Origin of the sequence: Staphylococcus sp. Marseille-Q5304, from assembly GCF_943737015.1 — a bacterium.
GTDB classification, from domain to species: Bacteria; Bacillota; Bacilli; order Staphylococcales; family Staphylococcaceae; genus Staphylococcus; species Staphylococcus hsinchuensis.
This window is the reverse complement of the sequence record NZ_CALSFP010000001.1, coordinates 1,782,673-1,800,234: the sequence shown is the minus strand read 5'-3', so window position 1 is coordinate 1,800,234 and position 17,562 is coordinate 1,782,673. Positions and strand designations below refer to the sequence as shown.

At 33.9% G+C, this 17,562-nt stretch carries 19 protein-coding genes; 11 read left to right on the top strand and 8 right to left on the bottom strand.

Annotated features, from left to right (window positions below; all coding sequences use genetic code 11):
• Positions 1-43: 43 nt before the first annotated feature.
• The gene (locus NGI30_RS08955; RefSeq protein WP_251518656.1) at positions 44-1,225 is read right to left on the bottom strand and encodes an MFS transporter; all 1,182 of its coding nucleotides are present in this window, start codon (positions 1,223-1,225) and stop codon (positions 44-46) included.
• Between the two features lie 117 nt (positions 1,226-1,342).
• Here NGI30_RS08955 and NGI30_RS08950 point away from each other — a divergent pair, with 117 nt between their 5' ends.
• The 4 genes from NGI30_RS08950 to NGI30_RS08935 all read left to right on the top strand — a co-directional run bounded on the left by NGI30_RS08950 (position 1,343) and on the right by NGI30_RS08935 (position 5,544).
• Positions 1,343-2,272, top strand: a complete 930-nt coding sequence (locus NGI30_RS08950; protein ID WP_251943402.1) for a LysR family transcriptional regulator — start codon at positions 1,343-1,345, stop codon at positions 2,270-2,272.
• Positions 2,273-2,427: 155 nt separating this feature from the next.
• Positions 2,428-3,372, top strand: a complete 945-nt coding sequence (locus NGI30_RS08945) for an NAD-dependent epimerase/dehydratase family protein (RefSeq protein WP_251943400.1) — start codon at positions 2,428-2,430, stop codon at positions 3,370-3,372.
• Between the two features lie 134 nt (positions 3,373-3,506).
• Complete coding sequence (locus NGI30_RS08940; protein ID WP_251518659.1) at positions 3,507-4,586, top strand: branched-chain amino acid aminotransferase; 1,080 nt, start codon at positions 3,507-3,509, stop codon at positions 4,584-4,586.
• 268 nt (positions 4,587-4,854) lie between these two features.
• Complete coding sequence (locus tag NGI30_RS08935) at positions 4,855-5,544, top strand: HAD family hydrolase (protein ID WP_251943398.1); 690 nt, start codon at positions 4,855-4,857, stop codon at positions 5,542-5,544.
• 111 nt (positions 5,545-5,655) lie between these two features.
• Here NGI30_RS08935 and NGI30_RS08930 read toward each other — a convergent pair whose 3' ends face one another.
• Both NGI30_RS08930 and NGI30_RS08925 read right to left on the bottom strand, forming a co-directional pair.
• The gene (locus NGI30_RS08930) at positions 5,656-6,318 is read right to left on the bottom strand and encodes a deoxynucleoside kinase (protein ID WP_251518662.1); all 663 of its coding nucleotides are present in this window, start codon (positions 6,316-6,318) and stop codon (positions 5,656-5,658) included.
• Positions 6,311-6,928 carry a deoxynucleoside kinase gene (locus NGI30_RS08925; protein WP_251518664.1) on the bottom strand — a complete coding sequence of 206 codons (618 nt, stop codon included), beginning with the start codon at positions 6,926-6,928 and terminating at the stop codon, positions 6,311-6,313. The genes NGI30_RS08930 and NGI30_RS08925 overlap by 8 nt, the downstream gene beginning before the upstream one ends.
• A 62-nt stretch (positions 6,929-6,990) precedes the next feature.
• On the opposite strand from NGI30_RS08925, the gene tadA reads away from it, so the two are divergent.
• The 5 genes from tadA (at position 6,991) to NGI30_RS08900 (ending at position 11,359) form a co-directional block, all read left to right on the top strand.
• A complete protein-coding gene (gene tadA, locus NGI30_RS08920; RefSeq protein ID WP_251943396.1) occupies positions 6,991-7,482 on the top strand; it encodes a tRNA adenosine(34) deaminase TadA in 492 nt (163 codons plus the stop codon).
• Between the two features lie 94 nt (positions 7,483-7,576).
• The gene (locus NGI30_RS08915) at positions 7,577-8,449 is read left to right on the top strand and encodes a Cof-type HAD-IIB family hydrolase (RefSeq protein WP_251518668.1); all 873 of its coding nucleotides are present in this window, start codon (positions 7,577-7,579) and stop codon (positions 8,447-8,449) included.
• An 18-nt stretch (positions 8,450-8,467) separates the two neighbouring features.
• On the top strand, positions 8,468-9,034 hold the full coding sequence (locus NGI30_RS08910; protein WP_251943394.1) for an NADPH-dependent FMN reductase: 567 nt from the start codon (positions 8,468-8,470) through the stop codon (positions 9,032-9,034).
• A 267-nt stretch (positions 9,035-9,301) separates the two neighbouring features.
• Positions 9,302-10,507: a YbfB/YjiJ family MFS transporter gene (locus tag NGI30_RS08905; RefSeq protein WP_418129283.1), complete on the top strand. Its 1,206-nt coding sequence runs from the start codon at positions 9,302-9,304 to the stop codon at positions 10,505-10,507.
• On the top strand, positions 10,508-11,359 hold the full coding sequence (locus NGI30_RS08900) for a LysR family transcriptional regulator (protein ID WP_251518674.1): 852 nt from the start codon (positions 10,508-10,510) through the stop codon (positions 11,357-11,359).
• 230 nt (positions 11,360-11,589) lie between these two features.
• Here NGI30_RS08900 and NGI30_RS08895 read toward each other — a convergent pair whose 3' ends face one another.
• Positions 11,590-13,068 carry a sensor histidine kinase gene (locus NGI30_RS08895; protein ID WP_251943393.1) on the bottom strand — a complete coding sequence of 493 codons (1,479 nt, stop codon included), beginning with the start codon at positions 13,066-13,068 and terminating at the stop codon, positions 11,590-11,592.
• Between the two features lie 4 nt (positions 13,069-13,072).
• Positions 13,073-13,732, bottom strand: a complete 660-nt coding sequence (locus tag NGI30_RS08890; RefSeq protein WP_251518678.1) for a response regulator transcription factor — start codon at positions 13,730-13,732, stop codon at positions 13,073-13,075.
• A gap of 141 nt (positions 13,733-13,873) precedes the next feature.
• On the opposite strand from NGI30_RS08890, the gene NGI30_RS08885 reads away from it, so the two are divergent.
• Together NGI30_RS08885 and NGI30_RS08880 are read left to right on the top strand one after the other, a co-directional pair.
• Positions 13,874-15,061 (top strand): DUF418 domain-containing protein, encoded by a 1,188-nt coding sequence (locus NGI30_RS08885; protein ID WP_251518680.1) that lies wholly within the window; start codon positions 13,874-13,876, stop codon positions 15,059-15,061.
• 2 nt (positions 15,062-15,063) lie between these two features.
• Positions 15,064-15,285, top strand: coding sequence for a hypothetical protein (locus tag NGI30_RS08880; RefSeq protein WP_251518682.1), 222 nt, complete (start codon positions 15,064-15,066; stop codon positions 15,283-15,285).
• Between the two features lie 271 nt (positions 15,286-15,556).
• Here NGI30_RS08880 and folE2 read toward each other — a convergent pair whose 3' ends face one another.
• Genes folE2 through NGI30_RS08865 form a run of 3 tightly spaced genes read right to left on the bottom strand, consistent with a single transcriptional unit; the run spans position 15,557 to position 17,520 of the window.
• Positions 15,557-16,435 carry a GTP cyclohydrolase FolE2 gene (gene folE2, locus NGI30_RS08875; RefSeq protein ID WP_251518684.1) on the bottom strand — a complete coding sequence of 293 codons (879 nt, stop codon included), beginning with the start codon at positions 16,433-16,435 and terminating at the stop codon, positions 15,557-15,559.
• 14 nt (positions 16,436-16,449) lie between these two features.
• A complete protein-coding gene (gene bshB2 / locus NGI30_RS08870; protein WP_251518686.1) occupies positions 16,450-17,115 on the bottom strand; it encodes a bacillithiol biosynthesis deacetylase BshB2 in 666 nt (221 codons plus the stop codon).
• Positions 17,116-17,127: 12 nt separating this feature from the next.
• Positions 17,128-17,520: a YojF family protein gene (locus NGI30_RS08865; RefSeq protein ID WP_251518688.1), complete on the bottom strand. Its 393-nt coding sequence runs from the start codon at positions 17,518-17,520 to the stop codon at positions 17,128-17,130.
• Between the last annotated feature and the right edge of the window lie 42 nt (positions 17,521-17,562).

The window sequence follows — 17,562 nt, the reverse complement described above, 5'->3', positions numbered from 1 at the left end:
GCTGAGGTTTACGTTAGTACGTAAACCTCAGCTTTTTTGTTGATTAATGATTGTGTTGATACGGGACATTTTTACCATGTAATAGGTAGTAAAGACCGATTGAAACCAGTACTAATATGCCCATAATGATATATAAGAATCTATAGCCTACGAGTGGAATGATAATACCTAATACAAATGGTCCGATGCCGGCACCAAAGTCAGCAAACATAAAGAATGTTGAAGTTGCGAGTCCAATATTTTTCTTAGGTGATTGTTGCACTGCAATCGCTTGTGCACTAGGAACAATCGTACCATAACCTATACCGATGAATACTGCTGAAATAAGTAATAACCAGCTTGTGTGCGTCATGCCTAGCAAGCATAACCCTATGATGAAACTAATCATCACTGGATACATTACTTTGTTTTCGTCGAATTTATCGTAGATTTTACCAGTAAATGGTCTTGTAACAAAAGTACTTACAGCATAAACAACGAAGAAGAAACTAGAAATTGATGCTAAATTAATTTGTTCAGTATAAGCTGACAAGAATGATAGTACACTTGAATAAGCAATACCTACACAAGCTACCACGATAGAGATAGGTAGCGCTTCTCGTTGAATGAATGCATCAATACCTTTAGGTTGACTTTGTTGTGCATTTTGTAGACTAGTTGTTTTTGGAAGATTTTTAATAAATAAAGTTAATATAAGTGATAATACAATGCATAATAAACTTACATTAAAGATAGATTTAAAACCTAAGTGTTGACTTAAAATAATACCTGAAAATGGTCCGATAGCTGAAGCTAATGTGACACTAAGTGCATAGTAGCCAATACCTTCACCTTTACGTTTTTCTGGTACAATACGTGAAGAAATGGTACCTGTAGCTGTAGAAGATATACCAAATGCAAAGCCGTGAATGAGTCGGACTAACATTAAGATCGTTAAGCTATTAATTGTATAATAAAGTGCTACGGTAATAATTGAGAATATAATACCGTATAGCAATACCTTTCTTGGCTTAAGATGATCGATAAATCGACCGGATAAGAGTCGGCCAAATAACATCCCAATGATAAAGATGCCGGCTGCTAGACCACCCATACTTTCTGAGGCATGATACGTATGAATTGCATACGTCGTTACTGTAACGATTAAAGTATAATGTATTAAATACATTAGAAAATTAACGAGTGTTACTGTAATAAAATCTTTCGTCCATAACTTTTCATTCATAAAACAGAATCACCCCTACATTTATTGAATATTTTCATTATAATAAATTATGCATACTTATGTATAATTAAGATTAATGATATTAATATAAGTAAAGCTTATATAAAGGAGCTAAATATGAATTTTGAACAACTTACCTATGTAAAAAAGATATATGAATTGGAATCTATCATTCAAGCGGCTGATAAAATGCATGTAAGCCAGTCTGCAATGAGCCAGTCTTTGCGCGCTTTAGAATTTGAGTTAGGGTACCAATTATTCGAGCGATCTAGAAGAGGTACTTTTGCAACTGAAATTGGTCAACGTATTATTCCATATATTATTGATATCTTAGATGCGCGTACACAGTTATTACAAGAAGTCGATTCGTTAAAGAGTAATCTAACAGGATCTCTAAAAATTGCGACGATACCGACGTTATTTAATAAGATTATTCCTAAAGCTTTATCTGCTTTTAAGAAAGATTTCCCTCATATTGAAGTTCAAGTGTTCGAAAGTGATAAAGATAAAGTGATTAAAATGATGGAAAACAATGAAGTTGATATTGGATTAATAGGAAAACGTGAATCTGAAACATTTGCTAAGACATTAACGAGTTACCCATTAAATATTTCGACAGACTTTCGTTTGATTGTACCGAAAAAGTCAAAATTATCATTACGAGAAAATGTAGATTTATCAATGATACAGCCATATCCTTTTGTACTTTATGATCGCAATTTTTATCATGAGAACTTAAAGAACTTTGAAGATAAAAACGGCCCGTTAAAAATTGTTTTCAAAACAAACAATCCGAGTGTATTAATTAAAACAATATCTGAGGGATTAGGTGTAAGTATTGTCTCAAGGTTAATGTTAGAAGACGATCCTTATATCGCAAGTGGTATGGTAGAAATGGTAACAATTGGAGCGCCGTTTGATTATTTCCTTCACTTTGTAGCTATGACGCATAAAGATAGTAATAATTTAACGACGATTGAGACATTTGTAGATTATTTAATGAGAGTTGTTTTTCCGTATCGTATCAAATACAAAGATGGAAAATAGTACACAATAAGGATACTTATCTCCTTGATATTACGCTTTTGTTCACTCTAAGTATACAAATCAATTATAATGTTCTATAATATAGTTAATAATAATATATTTGTACATCTAGAGAACACAACACGTTTCTGTAGTAAACAAAGGGGAGATTTATAATGAAAAAAATTATGATAACTGGCGCTTTAGGACAAATTGGTACTGAACTTGTGTTAAAGTGTAGATCCTTATATGGTAATGACAATGTGTTGGCTACGGACATAAGAGAACCTGAACCAGCATCATCACTTTCAAATGGACCGTTTGAAATTTTAGATGTGACTGATAGAAAACATATGAACCAATTAGTTGAATCATTTCAGCCTGATACTTTAATGCATATGGCAGCTTTATTGTCGGCGAAAGCAGAAAAGAACCCGATATTTGCTTGGGATTTAAATATGGGTGGTTTAATGAATGCTTTAGAAGTAGCACGTGAATATGATTTACAGTTCTTTACTCCAAGCTCAATTGGCGCATTTGGCCCATCTACTCCAAAAGTAAACACACCTCAAGTTACAATCCAACGACCGACTTCAATGTATGGCGTTAACAAAGTTGCTGGTGAATTATTGTGCCAATATTACTTTGAGAAATTTAATGTGGATACGCGTAGTGTTAGATTTCCAGGGCTGATTTCACATGTTAAAGAACCTGGTGGCGGCACGACAGATTATGCCGTGGATATATACTTCCAAGCAGTACGCCAAGGTAAATACACGAGCTATATTGCACAAGATACTTATATGGATATGATGTTTATGGATGACGCGATCGACGCTATCATTCAATTGATGGAAGCAGATGGTGTGAAATTGATTAACCGTAATGCTTATAATTTAAGTGCGATGAGTATTGAACCAGAAATGGTTAAAGCATCTAATCAAGAATATTTACCAGATTTTGAATTAAGTTATGACGTTGATCCGCAAAGACAAGCCATAGCAGATAGTTGGCCGAATAGTATAGATGTAAGTTGTGCTAGAGCAGAGTGGGGATTCGACCCGAAATATGATCTCAACAAAATGACTGAGGTTATGTTAGAGGCTATTAAACAGAAATAACTTCATCATTTATTGTATATAAAACAATTAGATAATTGTGTTAAAGTTTAAATATTTCGAAAATTCATTGAATCAAGTTATTCACATTGATATAATTTAATATACAAACTTTGAAAGCTTTGGGAGGATAAATCATGTCAGAAAAAATACAATTTGTAGAGCGACAACAATTAAAAGAAAAGCCAGACCCAAAAGATTTAGGATTTGGGGAGCACTTCACGGATTATATGTTAAGTTTTCAATATGATGCCGATAAAGGATGGCATGATTTAAAGATTGTGCCATACGGATCAATCGAAATATCTCCAGCTGCTCAAGCACTTCATTACGGACAAGCAGTGTTTGAAGGATTGAAAGCATATAAACATGATGGAGAAGTTGACTTATTCCGTCCATCTCAGAACTTTAAGCGTATTAATAACTCATTAGAAAGACTAGAAATGCCTAAAGTCGATGAAGAATTATTATTAGAAGGGCTTAAACAACTTGTAGATGTCGAACGTGACTGGGTTCCAGAAGGCGATGGTCAATCACTTTATATTCGTCCATTTGTCTTTGCAACTGAAGGCGTATTAGGTGTAAGACCTGCAAAATCATATCAAATGTTAATTATTTTATCTCCTTCTGGTAACTATTATGGCGGAGAGTCATTAACACCTACGAAGATTTATGTAGAAGATGAATATGTGCGCGCCGTGCGTGGAGGCGTTGGGTTTGCGAAAGTTGCAGGAAATTACGCAGCAAGCCTTAAATCTCAAACGAATGCAGCAGAAGAAGGTTACGACCAAGTGCTATGGTTAGACGGTGTTGAACGTAAATATATCGAAGAGGTTGGTAGCATGAACATTTTCTTCGTTGAAAATGGAAAAATTGTTACACCTGAATTAAATGGAAGTATCTTACCAGGTATTACACGTAAGACTGTTATTGAATTAGCACAAAAATTAGGCTACGAAGTTGAAACACGCCACGTATCTATTGATGAACTATTTGAAGCATACGATAAAGGTGAACTTACAGAAGTATTTGGTACAGGTACTGCCGCAGTTATTTCACCAGTCGGTAAGTTGAAATACGAAGATAGAGAAATCGTTATCAACAACAATGAAACAGGCGAGATTACGCAAAAACTTTACGACAACTACGTAGGCATTCAAAGCGGTAAATTGGATGATCCAGAAGGCTGGAGAGTTGTAGTACCAAGATATGAATAATAATCAATTGAGTCTGAGGCAAAATGAGCTGTCTCAGACTTTTTTAATCAACTAGACAGTAGATAGCTAAAGCTTATATCAAGTTTCGTACAACGCTAGTCATCTTTACTGGGGTGGGACAATGAAATCTCAATTAGAAAATTAGATTTCTGTCCTGCTCCTATTTTATATTAGTCACATTTCTAGGAAATCAAAAATTAATGTATTAAACTTAAATGGTGAATATAATTAAAGAGGAAATATGTAATGATGTAGGAGATGTAGCAACATGGAATGGATATTATTTGATAAAGACGGTACATTAATTTATTTTGACCGTAGTTGGATGAAGATAGGTCTGCAACTCGTCGATGATTTTATGGATGAATATCGAGAAAATATCAATGACGTGGATCGTGCTTACCGTCAGCTTGGTGTGATTGATGGCGAGATTCAACCGGGAACAATCATGGCTTCCGGTGCATTAGATGAAATGATCAAGGCGTTTTGCGAAATTGCAGGTCAAGATGTAACGCAGTGGGCACAACGCCGAAGTCAAACTTTAGTGGATCAACGTGTTCCTGAAAATATTTTAGTTGAAGGTATTACCGACACTTTAGACACATTGAAAAAGGATGGTTACCGTTTAGGTATTGTGACGAGTGATTTTAAAGTAGGTGTTGAACAATTTTTAGAAGCAACACAACTTGAACATTATTTTGATGTTGTGATTTCTACAGAAGCGGATGCGGTAGAAAAACCGAACGCTGAAGTATTGAATCCGTTATTTCATCACTACGATGTAGCACCACAAGATGTCATGATTGTTGGTGATACCGCTAATGATATACAAACAGGTGTAAATGCTCATCTTGGTTTGAGTGTAGCTGTATTAACTGGCGTAGGCTTAGAAGAAGAGTTCACTAAAGCAGATTATGTCTTCGAAACCGCAAATGAAATTATTAAAATTATTAAATAATAAGAGCAAAGCTTTGGGTTTATAATATTATTAGTAAAACATCTGAATATATAAAAACCAACGCAAAAGATTGATTTAATCTCTTGCGTTGGTTTTTTATTCATAGATTGTCTAACGTTGATCGACATTGCGATACGCACTAATAATACGGCTTATTTTTTCTATAACAGGTTCTAATGAATCAGGATCTTCGAGCAGATCATATTCATTGATATTGACGCGCACGACTGGGCAAGCATTGAAATCGCGAATCCATTCTTCGTAACGTGTATATAATTTCTTCCAATATTCAGGGTCTGTTTCCATCTCCATTTGACGACCACGTTGATTAATACGTTCTATTACTTCATCGTAATCGCATTCCAAATAAATTAATACATCAGGTTTCGGGAAGTAAGGTGTCATGACCATTGCATTAAACAATTCTGAGTATGTTTTGAAATCATCTTCACTCATCGTTCCTTGAAGTTGGTGCATTTTCGCAAAGATATCGACATCTTCATAAATTGAGCGATCTTGCACAAACCCGCCACCATATTCAAACATGCGTTTTTGTTCTTTAAAGCGTTCAGCTAAGAAGTAAATTTGTAAATGGAAACTCCAACGTTCAAAGTCATGATAAAATTTATCTAAATAAGGGTTATGATCTACATTTTCGAACGAAGTGCGGAAATTCAATCGCTCGGCTAGCGCACGTGTCAACGTGGACTTACCTACACCTACTGTACCCGCAACTGTAATAATCGCATCTTGAGGGATACCATATTTATTCATGTTTATAACCTCCAATGAGTGGTTCTACTAAATTTAAAATTTGTTGATAGTCCGCATCATTATTGACGAAATCCAGATTAGTCGTATCAATACGGATAACTTGTGTTTCTGCAGATTTCATTGACTCATAGAATCGTTGATAATCACGCTTTAGATTGAGCAAATAATCGTCTTCAATATGGTGTTCAAAGCTACGATTACGCTTGGCGATACGAGATTTTAAAACATTTAAATCAGCATCTAGGAAAATAATTACATTCGGCATTTCTAAATCTTCGGTGAGTATATTATAAATTCTTGAAAACTTATCAAATTCATCTTGTGATAGTGTATTACTAGCGAAGATTTTATTTTTATATATATGATAGTCGCTTACTACACCTGAATTGATGTGTTCAATATCTTGAAATTGTTTGTAACGATTACATAAGAAAAACATTTCTGTTTGAAAACTCCAAGTTGAAATATCGTCGTAGAAATCGGATAGAAATGGATTTTCATCTATAATTTCATTCTCTTCATAGAAGTGATAAGTTTGACTAAGTTTATGAGTTAAAGAAGACTTCCCAACGCCAATTGGGCCTTCGATAGCGATAAAAGTTTTTTTCATATTGAACACTCCAATGTTAAAATAGACATTCAATATTGTATCATATGTGAGGTGTGAGACACATGAGGGTTGATCAAAAATATATGGAAATTGCAATAGAAGAAGCCAAGAAAGCAGAGCAAATAGGTGAGGTGCCTATAGGTGCCATCATCGTTAGAGATGAAGAAGTGATTGCACGTGCACACAATTTACGTGAAACACTACAAGACCCAACTGCTCACGCTGAACATATTGCGATTCAAAGAGCTGCTACAGTGATAGGGAGCTGGAGATTAGAACGATGTACGTTATATGTCACACTGGAACCATGTGCGATGTGTGCAGGTACGATTGTGATGAGTAGAATACCACGTGTCGTTTATGGTGCTGAAGACCCTAAAGGCGGCTGTGCAGGCAGTTTAATGAATTTAATTGCTGAACCACGATTTAATCATCGTGCTGAAGTAACTACAGGGGTACTAGAACAACAATGTAGCCAATTACTCACTAACTTTTTTAAAAAATTGAGAAAAAATAAAAAAATCATACAAACAGACGATAATACAAATGTTTGATAATTTGTTAAAATAGTTTGTGTTACAACATCATTAATCTTTACATTATAACGTTAAATGTATGATGGATAATCATCAGAAATGAGGAAAATGCATGATAAAACTAATTGCGACAGATATGGATGGAACATTACTCAATGCAGCACACGAAGTCTCTGAAGAGAATATTCAAGCGATTAAATATGCACAATCACAAGGTATTACTGTAGTGATTGCTACGGGTAGAGCTTTTTATGAGGCAAATACACCAATCAGTCAAACAGATTTGCAAGTTCCGTATATCTGTTTAAATGGCGCTGAAGTTAGAGATGAATCATTCAATATCATGAGTACTTCAAATTTAAATCATGAATTAATTAAAAGAGTAACAACTACGTTGAAAGCTGAAGATATTTATTATCAAGTTTATACAAACTTTGGAATATATACGGAAGACCCTCAACGTGATTTAGACATATATGTTGATATCGCTGAACGAGCTGGACAGAAAGCGGATGTTGAAAAGATACAAGCTGGAATCCAGAAACGTATCGATAATGGTACATTAAAGGTCGTTGACAATTACGATAAGATTGAGCAAACGCCAGGCGAAATTGTAATGAAGATTCTGGCATTTGATAGTGATTTAGAAAAGATCGACCGTGTTAAAGTCCAGTTATCAGAAGCGAGTAACTTAGCCGTATCTTCTTCATCTAGAGGTAATTTAGAAATTACACATGCTGATGCACAAAAAGGTATCGCTTTAGAAACGATAGCAGATCGTTTAAAGATTGATTTAAAAGATGTCGTAGCGATTGGCGATAATTTAAATGATGTTTCTATGTTAGAACGTGTAGGTCATCCGGTAGCAATGGGCAACGCTGAAGAAGCGGTGAAGTCAGAGGCCGAGTTTGTCACAACTTCAAATGAAGAAAGTGGCGTAGGTAAAGCAATTATGAAATTACTAAAAGAAAATAATAATTTATAATATGAGGTGGAAGTAATAATGAAAGGTTTAACCATCGTAGGCAGCGCAAAATCAGGCTCACATACAAACGCATTAGCACATTATTTGAAAGGACACTTTGGAGAGCATGATATCGAAGTTGATATCTTTGATTTAGCGGAAACACCAATTCATCAATTAGATGTTTCAGGTGCATCAGAACCAAGTGAAGCTTATTTAAATAATGTTAAATCACTACAATCTAAAGCTAGAGAAGCTGATTTCTTCGTATTAGGTACACCAAACTACCACGGTTCATTCTCAGGCATTTTGAAAAATGCTTTAGATCATTTAACAATGGATGATTTCAAAATGAAACCTGTTGGTCTAGTTGGAAATAGTGGTGGTATCGTGAGTGCGGAACCATTATCACATTTACGTCTAATCGTACGTACATTATTAGGTATTGCAGTACCAACACAAATTGCAACACATGATTCAGATTATAATAAATTAGAGGACGGCACATATTATCTTGATAACAACGAATTCCAATTACGTTGTAAATTATTCGTAGATCAAATCGTATCATTTGCGAATAATAGTCCATATGAACATTTAAAATAAGTTGAATGTTAATTAATGTGATTGTTTTAGTTAATGGATAATAGGATATAAATTCTAGACTAATCAACCAGTAAATGAGTTTAATTAATTCATTTACTGGTTTTTTTATGTGCAATTATTTATAGATTGCAACGTGTCTAAAATTTTAGTGAACGACCATGGTGTTATCAATCATTATTATTAATCCTAAATATCAAAAACAATCATTTTTATTAATGATTATGTAGATGTATACTCAACTTATATACATAAAAGGGAGGAATGACTGTGGTCAAACATGCTTATCGACAATTATTATTAGGCATGTGTGCATTATTAATCGTCATGGCAATTGGAAGGTTTGTTTATACACCGATGATGCCATTTATGCAACATGGAACAAATATGACGAACCAACAGGCGAGTTTACTGGCGTCTGTTAACTATTTAGGTTATCTCATTGGCGCGATGATTCCTATGTGGTACGTGTTTAAGAGTAAAGTAACCGATATAAAGATTTATTTAATCATTAATATCGTAACGACAATTGCTACAGGTTTAACTGATGATTATATTATTTGGAATATCCTACGATTAATTTCGGGGATTACGAGCGGGACAGTATTTGTACTTGCTTCAAATGTTGTGTTAGAGGCGTTAAAGCTAGCAAGAAAAGGTAGTATATCCGGATTTCTGTATAGTGCTGTCGGAATCGGATTGTTCTTGAGTAGTATTTTTGTATTATTATTTACTAATACGAAGACATGGTCGCTCACATGGGTTATCCTCGGCGTTATTTCGCTCGCGTTAGGGCTATGTGTAGTGTTATTTATGAAAGAAAATCCAGTGATACAACAAAACAACACGCGTAAGTCCTCTGGACATGAGCAACAAAGTGAAAGTATAAAAACCCCAACTACAACGTTAAATAAGAAATTTATAGGCTTTTATTATATTGCTTATTTCTGTGAAGGTGCAGGTTACATTGTTACAGGTACTTTCTTAGTATCTATAGTCAAATCCATTCCTGAACTATCGAATTATGCAGCGCTCAGTTGGATGTTTGTCGGTCTCGGAGCGATACCTTCAACAGTTGTGTGGTCAATTATCGCTGAAAAGTATGGGTTCAACAAAGCGATATATAGTGCATTTGTACTGCAAATCATCGGTGTCATATGTCCTGTTATATCGCACCATAGTCTCAGTTTAATTATAAGTGCTTTACTATTTGGGGGTACCTTTTTAGGCTTAACGACACTCTTTATGTCTCAGGGTCAAACATTGATGTATCAGACGACGAGTAAGACGAATCTTGTAGCTACTTTAACGATTGTATACAGTATTGGCCAGATGATTGCGCCGTCGATTGCAGGTGTGCTCATTGGTGAAGGGAATAACTATAATGCTGCTTTAATCTTCGCAACAGCCGTATTATTAATTGGGTTATTTTGTAGTATAATCAGCTTTAAAATAAAGAAACGTGGAGAGATATAAATGAATATTGAAGATCTCAAAGCCTTTAAAAAAGTTGTTGAATTGCAGAGCTTTACGAGAGCAGCGACCGAATTGAACTTTGTACAGTCTAATGTCACTGCTAAGATAAAAAGACTAGAAGATCATTACCGAACTCAATTATTGTACCGTGATAAAAAATCAGTAACGCCTACACCTGATGGGAAAGTATTGTTAACTTATGCGAATCAAATATTAGATCGTATAAATGAGGCTGAGCAAACATTGTTAGGTGGCACATCTGCACCATTTCATTTTGGATCAATTGAAACTATTGCTGCTACGGTATTACCTAATGTACTAAGTGCGTTTCGTCAAGAGAAACCAGATGTACAACTACAAATTTCGACCAATGCGACGGCACAACTATTGCAACAAATCAGACATCGGAAGATTGAAGGTGCGTTTTTATCAGGTGAAGTCAACGACCCATCTTTATCAGCGTTACATTTATACAACGAAACGTTAGTCGTCATTACAGCTAAAGGTTATGGTAACCCATTGGAAAGTCATCAACCGCATAACATTATCGTCTTTGTAGAAGGGTGTTTCTATAGAGGCTACTGTGAAAATTGGCTCGACTATCATCAAGTTCAAGTCAATAACTACATCACCTTAAATACTTTAGATGGTATTCTAGGATGCGTGCAAGCTGAATTAGGATTTGCAATGCTGCCCAAATCTGTATTAAAAGAAGGGTACCACAACGACTTCGATGTTTATGAACTCTCCAGTCCTTTTGAACAAGTACCTATTTATTTCGTACATCGAGAAGATGTGATGCAAACACCCGTATTTAATCAATTCATGACGACATTACACAACTACTTTTGAAAATAACTAATAAAAAAGTATGGAACATAAACCCAAAATAATAGCACAAAGATGATTTTCAATTTCAAGCCATCTTTGTGCTTCTTTTATATATAATACTACGTATTCTCTGACTTCGCTTTCTTAGGGTGCCGTCTCAGCCTTGGTCTTCGACTGGCACTGCTCCCTCAGGAGACTCGTCATTAATACTACGTTTGTGTATTAGTGGATGATTATTTACTGTTAAAATGCTAATGATCATGTTTTAAGTAAATTTTAAAATGTACTCCTTTTTCTGTTGGTAAAATTTTAAATTTCCCATTATGATAATCTATCACTTCTTTAATAATCATCGTTCCTAAACCATGATTCTGTTTATTTTCTTTAGTTGTATATTTCGAATTGAATAATTGATCAAAAATATCTTCTTTGAGTCCAATGCCGTCGTCTTTATAATCAATAAGTAAAAAATCTCCATCATTTTCTAAAGTGACCTCAATGAAGGGGTTGAATTTATTATGATCAATACTATTGTCAATTAAATTCATCAACATTCTTTGGAAATAAAGTTTATTTCCGTAAAATTCATCATCGTGTAAATGGTTATTTAATTTGAATTTATCATATTGGATTGATCTAATAAGTTCATCGAAAGTCTTTGTCACATTGAATTTTTCTTTGTGCAATTTCATTTGATCAGTTTCATTTTTAAAGTTTTCGTTCAAACTGCTTATGAGTTTACTCATGTAAGAAGCTTTATCTGCGATGAGTTCTGAATGTTTGTGGACATCTTCTGTTTGAATTGAAAGTAATCTAGCATAACCATATATCGAAGTTAAAGGTGACTTTAAATCATGAGAAATTTGATTTAACCATTTTTCTCTATAGTAGTTAATTTGATTTTGATATATCCTGTTTTGAGTAAGTTGGGTATTTAGTGTTTCTACTGAATCATTAAGTTCTTTGAATAACTTTTTACTTCTTTTATTGTAATGTTTAGAACTTGGTTTAAATAACTTTCCTGCTGATAAATTTGCAATCCAATCGGTATAGAAAAATAAAGGTTTAGTAAGTCGTTTGGAAATAATAATTGCGAAAATAATTACAAATAGAAAGTTAAGTAAGAATAACAATAAGATAACTACAAATATAAATATGAGTGTCTTTTTTTCAACGGTGGATAAGTCATCATCTTGACCATAAATAATTTTTCTAGCTGCAGGGTTTTTAGTATATTTGAGTTTCCCGTCTACGATGTGATGTTGATATGGATTTAAATTATTTATGTACAGACTCTTTATTAATTTTTTAGTATTAATTTCGTTTGTATTTTTCAATTTAATATTTTCTTTTTTGGGATAAATAATAATAACGTTGGTGTTTTTGTTTTTGAAGGGAATTGCTTTTGTATTATTGATGTTATTAACAATTAATTTTTTTATATTTTTATGTTTACTAGGGTATTTTGTATTTCCTCGATTGTCGGTAATATATAATTTTGCGTTTTTTTCTTTTAGCATACGTTTGAAGTTGTCTTCTGGATCATAAGTATGACCTTTTTTAGATATTGCTAGGTCTGTATAAAACTCGTCTACTTCATTTAAATCTAAATAAACTAATTTAGTTATATTGGTAAAAAACAAAACAATTCCAATACTCATGATGATTAACGTTATAGTTAAAAATATAAAAATATATTTAAAAATTTTCAAAGTAAATCGTTTGTTCATATGATTAGCTCCTATAAATGTAGCCTTTGCCACGAATTGTTTGAATAAATTGGGGCGTATTTGCATCATTTTCAATTTTCTTTCGTAACATCCTTATATGTACCATTAACGTATTGTCGTCCACGCTTACTGAATATCCCCACACACGGTCGTATATTTGATTTTTAGTAAGAATTTGATTTTTATTTTCAATAAAATATTCTAGTAAATCATATTCTCTCGTAGTTAAACTAATCGGTTCGCCATTTAAAGAGACATCGGTAGTATCAAAATTAACGACTAAATTACCATTTTTATGTATATTGTTTTTTTCTATGTGTACACCTACTCTAAATGCTAGTTCAATTGGGTCAAATGGCTTTTTAACGTAATCTACTGCACCATGTTCAAATCCTTTATAGACATCAAGGTCAGTATCTTTAGCTGTCACAACAATTAATTTAGTTACATTATTATTTAAATATTTAACAAGTTGATATCCATTCTCCGACTTTAAGTTTAAATCTAGTAGTACGACGTTAAAAGTATACGAGCGTAATAGCTTTTCTGCACTTTGTATATCATCGGCAGTATAAATATTGCCAAATTGTTTATTCGACAACGCAATTTTTATTAAAGTTTGTATATCATGATCATCTTCTATTATTAATATTTTTCCATTCATCTTATACACCTCAATCTATTTTTAATTTTATATGTCTAATTAAATGATTTCTACCTGAAATTATAAATTTAAGATACATTTAAGGTTAATATAAGTGTGATTTTATTTTGGATTGCTAACATCATCATTGAGGTGAGAGAGATGAAAAGAATAGAAGTCGCAGATGGACTAAGAGGATTTTGTTTGTTAGGGATATTTATGGCCAATTTATTAATATTTCAATTTGGCTTATCAGGTCATAGCTTCATAGAATATTTTCATTTAGATACCGCAAATCAAAGTGTATTTAATTTGATATTGATTGTATTTGAAGGCAGTTTTATGCCGATATTTGCCATTTTATTTGGTTTTTCAATGGATAAATTATATCAATCAATGAAGTGGAGACAAATGAAAAGACCGAAATTAAAGTTATTGAGAAGAGCGTTCTTTTTAATCGTACTTGGTTTACTACATGGCTTATTTATTTGGGAAGGGGATATATTAACAACTTACGGTCTTGCAATGTTAATGATTATTCCTTTTATATCGTTAAATAAGAAATACTTTAAATGGTTTACGATTATAGGTTTTTCTATAATTGTCTTGATATTTAGTTTGTCAATATTTGGACAAGCAGAGAGTTCAATAAGTGCTCAAGATAAAATTAATTATATTCATGACATTAAAGAAATATTTGGTAATGGAAGTTATGCAGATATAAGAAATGTTGAAAATTTGACTGAAAATCCTAAGTTTGAAGACTTAGAACAACAATTAGGAAATGGAAAAGGAGTAGGTTTATTCTTTATAGGAGCCATACTTTTACAAATTCCTATTTTCACTTTAGGAATTTGTCTTTCAAGATACAAATGGTTCGAAAAAACTGCAAAATCATTTTGGTCGTCTAAACTATTTATATATTTAATACCTATTAGTTTAGTATTAAAATCATCCATATTATGGCTAGACAATGAAGGCGTGAGTGGTAGTTTAAATAATATTTTCGGAATACTATTAGCTTTTGGCTATATATGTTTATTCAAATATTTATATCAAAAATACACCACTTTTAAAATTTTCAGAGGTCTTGAAAATATGGGGAAGATGTCTTTAACAATGTACATTATGCAAAGTATTATTGGGACACTCGTATTATATAGTTACGGTTTAGGCTTATTTGGGAAAAATATACTAATTTATACTTCTCTAGGATTTATAGGGATATATGTCATTCAAATATTTTTAGCATCATGGTATCAAAAATACTTTAGATATGGGCCTTTAGAATATATTTTAAGAATGTTTACGTATTGGAAAGTGAAAGTTAAAGCTAAGGGGCAAAGTTAATCATGTTAAAAATTATAGAAAAATTAACAAGTGTTATGACAGTAATTTTAACGTTTTTACTTGTAACAAGGTTTTTTATTCAAAATCTAAATCATTATGCAGGTTTCGATATTAGTTGGTTTTGTTTAGAAAATCTACCGCATAGTTTTACGGTGGTTATCATTTTATTCATGATTTGTGTTGTAATGAATAGTATTTTTAAAAATAGCGACGAAAAAGGTTAAAAATCATCCTTCATTTGTATAGTGGATATACTCAATTTATTTAAATCGAGAAAAAACGCCATTGGAATAGCGTACAGCTTGTTTCAATGGCGTTTGTTATATCTGTGAGGGGGGGAGGACATTTTGACTTTGTGCGCTGGGAAACCGATATACGGCGTACCAAAAGCAGAATTTTCGGCAGAAACTCGTACAATTCGTTAAACTAAAGAACAGTTTCGCCTCTTTGTACGGTTCTGCTCAAATTCTAAACGCTTTTGTCCCGACCTCTTGCTTATTTTCTATATTTTAACTTCGCGAATGCGTCATGTTGGTGAATAGATTCTTCGTTACGACATTCGATGTCGAAACCTTCGATCCAATCTAAATCTACTAAGTCGGCAGCGATTAAACGGATAAGGTCTTCAACGAATCTTGGATTTTCATATGCGCGTTCAGTGACACGTTTTTCATCTGGACGTTTCAGGATAGGATAGAGGATAGAACTTGCATTCGCTTCCATCGCATCTAGTATCGTCTCTTTAAAGTTATCCATCAGTTCAGTATCTTTATCGATATAGGCTTTCACAGTTACGATACCGCGTTGATTGTGCGCAGAATACTCACTAATTTCTTTAGAACATGGACAAAGTGTTGTAACAGCCGCTTCAATCGTCACCTCTTTACGCGTCACTTGATCTTGGTCGATTGCTAAACCATAAGTGACATCTGCATGTCCGACACCTTTAATTTGTGTTACAGGACTTAAACGGTCAAAGAACCATTTTGCTGAGACATCAAGGCCGGCTGCATTTTGTTGCATGCTCTCTTGTAAGCTACGTAAGATTTGGTAAAGTGCGTTGAAATCGAGTTCTATACCGTTATGATAGTGTTTCTCTACGCTTTCAAGAATACGGCTCATGTTAATGCCTTTTTCGTCTTGGTTTAAGCTTGTTGAAAAGCTAAAGTTTCCTGCAGTTTGAAAACGATCTACAAGCACAGGGTAAACTAAGTTCTTAATTCCAACTTCTTCTATTTCAAATAGGAAATTTTTATGTGTGCTTTGTAAATCTGTCATCTGCTCTTTATTTGTCGGTTTCGTACCTTCTACTGGGTCGACGGAACCAAAGTGTTTCCACCGACCTGCTCTTGTAGATAAATCAAATTCAGTCATGCTATTGCCTCCACTTAAGATTCAAAGTTATATATATAATAAGGTTCAACTTCTAAGAAACTTTGTGCGCCTCCAGCGACATCTGGTGTTGCTAATTGTTTTAAGAATGGACCTGTTTGTGATGCATGTGCTTCGAATGCACGTAATTTAACGTCTTTGTATTCACCAATTTCATTTAATATGTCAGGTTCGCCTAGTTTTTCAGGTGCATCATTGCTAAATGCTACGAGTTGTAAGCGTGGTCGTTCTGCTTTAGGCATGCGTTCTACTGTGCGTACCACGGCTTCAGCAGTTGCCTCATGATCCGGATGTACTGCGAATTTAGGATAAAATGAAATGATGACTGATGGCTGTAATTCATCAATCAGTGATTTCACCATCGCATCCATTTCTTCGTGAGGTTCAAATTCTACCGTTTTATCACGATATCCCATCTTACGTAAGTCAGTAATGCCAATTGCGTCCATTGCGTCTTCTAGCTCTTTCTCTCTAATGTCAGGTAACGTTTCGCGTGTTGCGAATGGCGGATTGCCTAAGTTACGTCCCATTTGTCCAAGTGTTAAACAAGCATACGTTACGGGTACGCCGTTATCTATATATCTAGCTAATGTTCCAGCAGATGAGAAAGTTTCATCATCAGGATGTGGAAATATAACTAATACTTGACTGTCCTCTGCCATTATTCGACCTCCTTATACATGAAATGGTTGCGTGCTAATTTCGAGTGCAGCCGCAAGTTGACCTTCGTAGTTAAAGCCTGCTAAGAGGAATTCGCCTCTCTCGTTTATTTCGTAATGTGTTAACCCTTGAACATAAGTCCAACCGTTATCCTTTAATTTAAGCCCAACTCTGTATGGGTCTTTGTCTCCACCTTTAAGTTGCGCATGTTCGTATGTGACTTGGATATTTCTTAAAAAAGTACCTGCATTAAAAACACGTTGATCAAAGTGTGCAGCGTATGCCCCGTTTGTCGTTTCTACGTGTAAGTAGACAGGTTGGTTTGCGTATGAAGAAAGGATTTCTTGTACTTTCTGTTCATTTATTTGTTCCAAAGTGTTGCCTCCTTGCTCGTTTGAACCTGACATCTTCCCAATAAATAATAATAATTATCGTAATATATATATGAT